Raw genomic sequence first — 7,099 nt, 5'->3', positions numbered from 1 at the left:
GGTCACTTGCTTGGACCGTCCCCACGCTTGTTCCATTGGAGCTGTTTTCGTCAATGCTAAATGTTTGGTCTGCAATGGTAGGATAGGAATTTGTACTTGAACAAATAACATCAGTTCCTACATAATCTGTTACTGTACTTTTCCATGTAGTATAACTTAAATTGTCTGGTTCACAGAGATCAGTACCATCAAAAAAGAAAACGCTTAGGCTGAGATTTGTCCAACTCTCTGGGATGGCCCCTGATAAATTAGGCACAGTATCGAGAGCTATTCTTTCTAAAGTGGTAATGTTTCCTATACTTAAAGGTAAAGAGCCGGAGAAATCATTTGTATATAGTATTAAATCTTCCAAATTTACCAATTCACCAATCTCCTCAGGAATAGAGCCAGTTAGCTGGTTGTCAGCAAGCCATAAATAAGTCAAATTGGATAGATTGCCAATTTCTCTAGGAATTTCGCCAGTGAGTTGGTTGTTTTCAAAATACAAACTATTTAAATTTGAAAGGTTGCCTATTTCTGATGGAATTGAACCAGAGAGTTGGTTATTGTTTAAGTCTAGGTAGCTTAAATTTGATAGATTACCTAATTCTGCTGGAATAGAGCCTGATAATTGGTTTTCAGCAAGCCATAACCGAGTCAAATTGGACAAATTGCCTAGTTCAAAAGGGATTGTGCCTGTTAGCTGGTTGCTATGTAGATATAAACTAGTTAGGTTTGACAGATTACCCAGTTCCGCTGGAATAGAACCTGAGAGTTGATTTTCTTGGAGCCACAATAAATTCAAATTAGTAAGTTTATCAAGATCAGTGGGAATACTACCTGAAAGTTGATTGTTCCAGAGATACAATTCAGTCAAATTCGACAAATCACCCAATTTCGCTGGTATTGTGCCTGTCAGTTGATTAACATTAAGAACTAATTGATTCAAATTTAGCAGGTTACCCAATTCCATGGGAATATTACCTGTTAATTCGTTGTAGGAAAGTGATAAGATATTCAAATTTAACAGATTACCTAATTCTGTTGGAATAGTACCCGTAAGTTGGTTACGGTAAAGTACCAAATCAGTCAAATTTGTCATGTTTCCCAGTTCAGATGGAATGGAACCGGAGAGTTCATTAGTATGTAGCCTTAGGTTGGTTAAGTTAGTTAGATCGCCCAGTTCCACAGGAATCGTACCAACTAAATTGTTGGAATTTAAATTCAATTCTATAACATTTCCAACACTTATTTTCACACCGAACCAATTTTGTACAGGTTCTGTGAGCCAGTTGGTGTTATTATTCCAGTTTGAGCCGTCAGTAGCATTGTAAAGGGAAACTAGTGCCAAGGAGTCGGAGGGAGTTACAGGTGAAATAGCGCAAGATCGCCCTGAACTAGTATAATTTGAAATTCCAGAGACCCAGTTTGTATAGGAAGGATCTTCGGGTTCGCATAATATTGTTCCGGAGAAATTAAAATCTGAGAGATTAATAAGGTTTGTATAATTTAAGGGTACTGGACCAGTTAATGAAGGATTTGAGTAAAGATACAAACTTGTCAGGTTCGTCAAGTCGCCAAGTTCCACGGGAATAGATCCAGTAAGTAGATTACTATATAGACCTAGATAGCTTAAGTTCGATAGATTACCCAGTTCTGTTGGAATGGAACCTGTTAGTTGGTTATCCGCAAGCCATAACTGAGTCAAATTCGATAGTTTTCCTAATTCCAATGGAATAGTTCCTGTTAATTGATTATTAGCTAGCCATAACCGAGTCAAATCGGATATATTGCTTATCTCAACGGGTATTGTGCCTGTCAGCTGGTTGTTGTATAGATATAAATCAGTCAAATTTGTCATGTTTCCCAGTTCAGATGGAATGGAACCGGAGAGTTCATTAGTATGTAGCCTTATGTTGGTTAAGTTAGTTAGATCGCCCAGTTCCACAGGAATCGTACCAACTAAATTGTTGGAATTTAAATTCAATTCTATAACATTTCCACCACTTACTTTCACACCGAACCAATTTTGTACAGGTTCTGTGAGCCAGTTGGTGTTATTATTCCAGTTAGGGCCGTCAGTAGCATTGTAAAGGGAAACTAGTGCAAGAGAGTCGGAGGGAATTACAGGTGAAATAGCGCAAGATCGCCCTGAACTACTATAATTTGAAATTCCAGAGACCCAATTTGTATAGGAAGGATCTTCCGGTTCGCATAATATTGTCCCGGAGAAATTAAAATCTGAAAGATTAATAAGGTTTGTATAATTTAAGGGTACTGGACCAGTTAATGAAGGATTTGAGTAAAGATACAAACTGGTCAGGTTAGACAGGTTACCCAGTTCCGCTGGAATAGAACCTGTGAGTTGGTTTTCTTGGAGCCATAATAAATTCAAATTAGTAAGTTTATCAAGATCTTTGGGAATATCACCTGAAAGTTGATTGTCCCAGAGATACAATTCAGTCAAATTGGTCAGGTTAGTCAATTCCACCGGAATGACTCCTGACAGTTGATTAACATTAAGAATCAATTTATTCAAATTTAAAAGGTTACCTAGTTCGATTGGGATATTACCTGTTAATTCGTTGTAGGAAAGAGATAAAACATTCAAATTAGACAGATTACTAAATTCTGATGGAATAATACCCGTAAGTTGATTACCGAAAAGTATCAAATTAGTCAAATTGATTAAATTGCCAAGCTCAGCGGGGATAGTGCCTGTGAGCTGGTTGCTATTTAGATACAAAGTAGTCAGGTTCGACAGGTTCCCTATTTCTGGAGGGATAGAACCGCCTAGTTGATTTTCTTGGAGCCATAAATAAGTCAAATTGGACAGATTGCCCAGTTCCGCAGGAATACTTCCTGTAATTTGGTTACCGTGAATATACAGTTCAATCAAATTGGATAGATTACCCAATTCAACAGGAATCGTACCCGTAAGTTGGTTATTAGCAAGCCACAAGACATTTAAATTTGATAGATTACCCAACTCTGGCGGAATAGTACCACTGAGTTGATTACCATCAAGGTCTAATATAGATAAATTTGATAAGTTGCCCAGTTCCGAAGGAATTGTACCCATAAGTTGGTTAAAATAAAGTAACATTACACTTAAATTTGTAATGTTTCCTAATTCGGGCGGGATAGTGCCAGTCAGTTGGTTATCGTAAAGTACTAATCTAGTTAAATTAGATAAATCGCCGAGTTGCGAAGGAATAGTACCGACTAAATTATTTGATTTTAAATCCAATTCAGTAACGTTTCCGCTACTTACAGTCACGCCAAACCAGTTTTGTACTGGCCCTGCGAGCCAATTGGTGTTGTTGTTCCAATTAGGACCGTCAGTAGCATTGTAAAGGGAAACTAGTGCCAGAGAATCAGATTCAGCTACGGATTGAGTAGTACATGAAAGCCCGGAACTAGTGTAATTTGAGATTCCTGAAACCCAGCTTGTATAGGAAGGATCTGAAGGTTCACATAGGCTTGTTTCGGAAATGTTAAAACCTGAAAGATTAATAAGATTGGTATATGATAAAGGTACTGGACCTGTTAGATTATTATCTGAAAGCCTTAATATTCCTAAATTTGATAGGTTTCCCAGTTCAAGCGGGATAGTGCCACTCAGTTGGTTACGATCAAGCTCCAAATAAAATAAATTCTGCAGGTTTCCTAGCGTTGAAGGAATTGAACCAGTTAATTTGTTACCATCAAGCCTTAAATTTCTCAAAGACAATATATTACCAATCTCAATAGGAATTGAACCAGTTAATTCGTTATCGTCAAGATTTAAATATTCTAAATTGGTAAGATTACCTAATTCAATAGGAATTGTACCTGTAATTTGGTTATGAGAAAGAGATAACCCAATTAAATTTGATAGATTGCTCAGTTCTATTGGGATTAGCCCATTAAGCTGATTATTGCTAAGTCCCAAACTATTTAAATTTGATAAGTTGCCTAGTTCTATGGGAATAGAACCTGTTAGTTCATTTTCAGAAAGGTTTAAATTATTTAAATTTGATAGATTGCCCAGTTCTCCAGGAATTGTAGATGTTAGTTGGTTATTACTGATAGATAAATTAATTAAATTCGTCAAGTCACCTAATTCCATAGGGATAGTGCCGACTAAATTATTTGAATTTAAATTCAATTCAGTAACATTTTCGCCACTCACCCACACTCCAAACCAGTTCTTTACAGAGCCTTTTAGCCAGTTGGTATTGTTATTCCAATTAGTTCCGTTTGTAGCATTGTAGAGAGCAACAAGAGCCAGTGAGTCAGAGACGGTAATAGGTTCGCTATCACAAATAATACTAGAACTAGTATAATTTGCGATTCCTGACACCCAGTTAGTGTAGGAAGAATTAGAAGGTTCACATAAGTCTGTTTCGGATATGTTAAAACTTACAAGATTTGTTAGACCAGTGAAATTCATTGGTACCCATTTTTGTAACCGAGTATCATTTAGTTTCAAACTAGTGAGATTTTCAAGGTTACCAAGTTCAATTGGAATTGGACCCCAAACAAAATTTATATTAAGTTGCAATTCCTCTAATTTCGTTAGGTTGCCCAGTTCCTCGGGAATCACCCCTGTGAGATGGTTGTTATTAAGATACAATTTATTCAAATTTGAAAGGTTTCCGAGCTCTGAAGGAATAGTACCATCTAAATTATTAAAATTTAAAATCAATTCGGAAACATTTCCGTTACTTACTGTCACACCAAACCAGTTTTCTACAGGTCCTTCAAGCCATTCGTTGTTATTGAACCAGTTAGTGCCTCCAGTTGCATTATATAGAGCCACAAGAGCTAGAGAGTCAGTTTCATTTACTTGTGCGAGTACAGTGTAATGGTTTATTGTAAAGACCAATGCAAAAAACAGGAGTTGCTTGGTCAGCTTTGATTTATACCTCTTATTAATTTTTTGAATATGATGTCCCATAATTATAATATTATTTTGTAATATTATAATTTTAATAAGGTCATTGCAATACCAAAAAGTTGGTATTTTTGCTATATAATAAATCACAAATTATTAGACAAAACCTTTAAGAATACTTTGGTTTAGAAATTTTAAGGTTTTATTATGATTATTGTAATTATCGGGTTGACCTTATAATATAATAGTTTAGAGGTAGGAGAAAATTGACAAAATCGCTCCATTTAAAGTATCTAAAATAAGCTTCTTGCCATCTTTGGTTCGAGTTAAAAAGCAGACAAATCTTAAAGATCTCGTTTGCAATCAATAGTAATATAGATAATCATTTTTATTTAGAATAACTTGTAAAAAGTATAATTATCAACTTTTGGCTCAGAATGATGCAGACTATGAATATATGATATAATTTTTTGTGTAGCTGAAATAAAAGTAATGTCGGAAAAAAATAAAACCCAAGCCTCTCAGCTCAGGTTTTACAAATCTCTAGCTAATTATAATTTATGCTTCAGCAGGTTCTCTAAAACCAATCCAAGTAAATCTTTTGATTACATATTCAGGATTAGTCAGGGAAGCATTTCCTGCAGGATTGCCACCTGAAACATGGAAATCGGAGAAACCGGCATTCTGATTTACATGAATCGCTCCGGTAAGGTTAAAGCTAACTGAAGTAGCCGCCATTCCCATTTCATCCATTATCAGGTTTTTAATGTTCTCATCTGTTGTGTAAGCCGCACATGATATGGCACCATGGTTTTCAGCCAAACTAGAAGCTAAATCTACTGATTGATTGGTATCCTTAGTTTTAATTAATAATACTACAGGTCCAAATAATTCTTTAGTGAATTTGTCTTCATCAGATGCATCCATTTCAACCACAATCGGAGTGGCTGTTCTTGCTTTTTCAAACATTGGATTAGCAATCGTCCTGCTTTCCAACCAAACTTTGCCGCCCAGTTTCTTGGCTTCTTCAGTATGGCTTAAAGTATTTGGATTTTGAATGGCTCCTAATACAAATGGCCCTGCCTTAGGGTTATCCACTAAACCGTTGATGTTATCTGCTAATTTTTGTGCGAAGTCTTCAAAGCTTACTTTGCCATCAGGAGTATTGATGCCTGTTTCTGGAATAAAAAAGTTTTGTGGACATGTACACATCTGACCTGAATATAAACAAACCGAGAAGGCTAAATTTTGAGCTACTTTGTCAATATTTTCAGCAGAATCTAAAATCACTGAATTGACACCGGTTTTTTCAGTGAAAACAATTTTTCCTTCTAAACCTTCCAAATAGTTGCCAAATGTGGCACTTCCAGTATAATCAATTAATTTTATAGCTTTATGTTCTGCTAAATCCTTAGTAATCATATTGTCATAAGTATCGGGAGCCAATTGACAGACATTCGGGTCAATTCCATTTTCCTTTAATACTTTTTGAATTTCTGATACTACTATGGCCATTGGTAAAATCGCTCCTGGATGAGGCTTGGCAATTACAGGGTTTCCTGTAATTAGCGAAGCATAAACACCAGAAACTGAATTCCATGTAGGGAAGGTGCTACAACCCACTACCATGCTCAATCCTTTTGGCATAGGTTTCCAGCTTTTATTCAACTGTACATTGAATTTGCCCATTGGTTTATCCCAAAATTTCTTTTCAGGAAATCTTTTTAATTCATCATATCCAAAGGCAATAGCCTCCATTGCCCGGTCAGCGGCATGTGGCCCCGATGCTTGAAATGCCATCATATAACCTTGTCCGGTAGTGTGCATGGTAGCATAAGCATTTTCAAAAAATCGTTCCTTAAACCTATCCAAGCTTTCTACTAAAATAGCCGCTCTGTCATCAATTGAAGTATTTCTCCACTGGGTCCAAGCTTTTTGGCTTCTATCAATCAAAGTTTCAGCACTGAATGATGGATATAATATACCCAATGGTTTTTGTAAATAAGGTGATTCTTCTTGCCCAACCCATGCTTCAGGATCCGTTTGAAGTAAATCTTCAAATTTTTTGTCCAAACTAGCCTTGAATTTTTCCTGACCATCTTTATCTGCAGTTTCTCCGTATATTTTTGGGGACGGGTGTTCCGGATATTGTGCATAAAAAGATCGATCATGAACAGCATCTATGGCCTTTTTTAAAGTGTCTTTGTGCTTTTCGTATAAACTCATGGATAATATTTTTAA

Annotated in this window: 2 protein-coding genes; both read right to left on the bottom strand. The window is 36.2% G+C overall.

What is annotated here, in order from left to right; genetic code table 11:
* On the bottom strand, nt 1-4,921 hold a 4,921-nt coding region (locus ACFE0M_RS15190; protein WP_434546632.1), incomplete at its 3' end, for a leucine-rich repeat domain-containing protein.
* A 495-nt stretch (nt 4,922-5,416) separates the two neighbouring features.
* Nucleotides 5,417-7,084 (bottom strand): phenylacetic acid degradation protein PaaN, encoded by a 1,668-nt coding sequence (gene paaN / locus ACFE0M_RS15185; protein WP_434546631.1) that lies wholly within the window; start codon nt 7,082-7,084, stop codon nt 5,417-5,419.
* Between the last annotated feature and the right edge of the window lie 15 nt (nt 7,085-7,099).

This window comes from Marivirga sp., from assembly GCF_051117495.1.
Lineage (GTDB): Bacteria > Bacteroidota > Bacteroidia > Cytophagales > Cyclobacteriaceae > Marivirga.
This window is presented reverse-complemented; position numbering and strand designations above follow the sequence as displayed.

Excerpts from the sequence above, each read along its gene's own strand:
- paaN (WP_434546631.1), bottom strand. The coding sequence starts at position 7,084 with ATGAGTTTATACGAAAAGCACAAAGACACTTTAAAAAAGGCCATAGAT.